Origin of the sequence: Methylobacterium tarhaniae, from assembly GCF_001043955.1 — a bacterium.
Lineage (GTDB): Bacteria > Pseudomonadota > Alphaproteobacteria > Rhizobiales > Beijerinckiaceae > Methylobacterium > Methylobacterium tarhaniae.
On sequence record NZ_LABZ01000288.1, the window covers coordinates 1 to 628 of the forward strand.

1 protein-coding gene is annotated in these 628 nt (G+C 60.2%); it reads right to left on the bottom strand.

What is annotated here, in order from left to right:
- Positions 1–46: 46 nt before the first annotated feature.
- On the bottom strand, positions 47–628 hold a 582-nt coding region (locus VQ03_RS34065; protein WP_245292232.1), incomplete at its 5' end, for a hypothetical protein.

The window sequence follows — 628 nt, forward strand, 5'->3', positions numbered from 1 at the left end:
TCGTAGAGGACCGACACAAGGTTGGTGTCGAGGAGATAGGTGTCCATCAGTGGATGTACTGCCTCAGCAGCTGTACCTCTTCCTCGGGGGCCGGCGTGAACGCCTCAAGCGACCAAGCGCCGCGATTGCGATCCACTAAGGGTCCGAGATATTCGTGCAAGGGCATGTACGCCGTGAAATTCTCCGGCAGCCATCCGTGGAACGAATGATCCACCCGGCGCTCGTGCTCATGACCACGGAAGAACTCGAGGAGTCGACGTTCGAGGCGCGGCGGTAGATCGTAGGCTCGCAGCACCTCCGCATCGACTTCGACCAGAAGCCTGTTCAGGACGTCATCAATCCCTGCCGGTCTCAGCGCTTCCGCGCCCGCGGCCGCAGATGCAGAGTGGTATTTCTTCACGGCTTCCACGACATGGCCTAGCGCTCGCTTCGGCATTGGGAGGAGCTTGAGCAGTTCATTGGTGAAGTGCTGGTTAGACGCTCTTTCAGCGAGAAAGGCGTTGGCCAGAGGGCCGTTGAGGATCGCCTCAAGCGCCTCAAGCGGTAGCGCATCGCTTGTCGGCCAGATGCCAAAAAAGCCCTGCGATGCGACCAGACTGGATCGGTCCGATGCCGCTGCCATACGCCA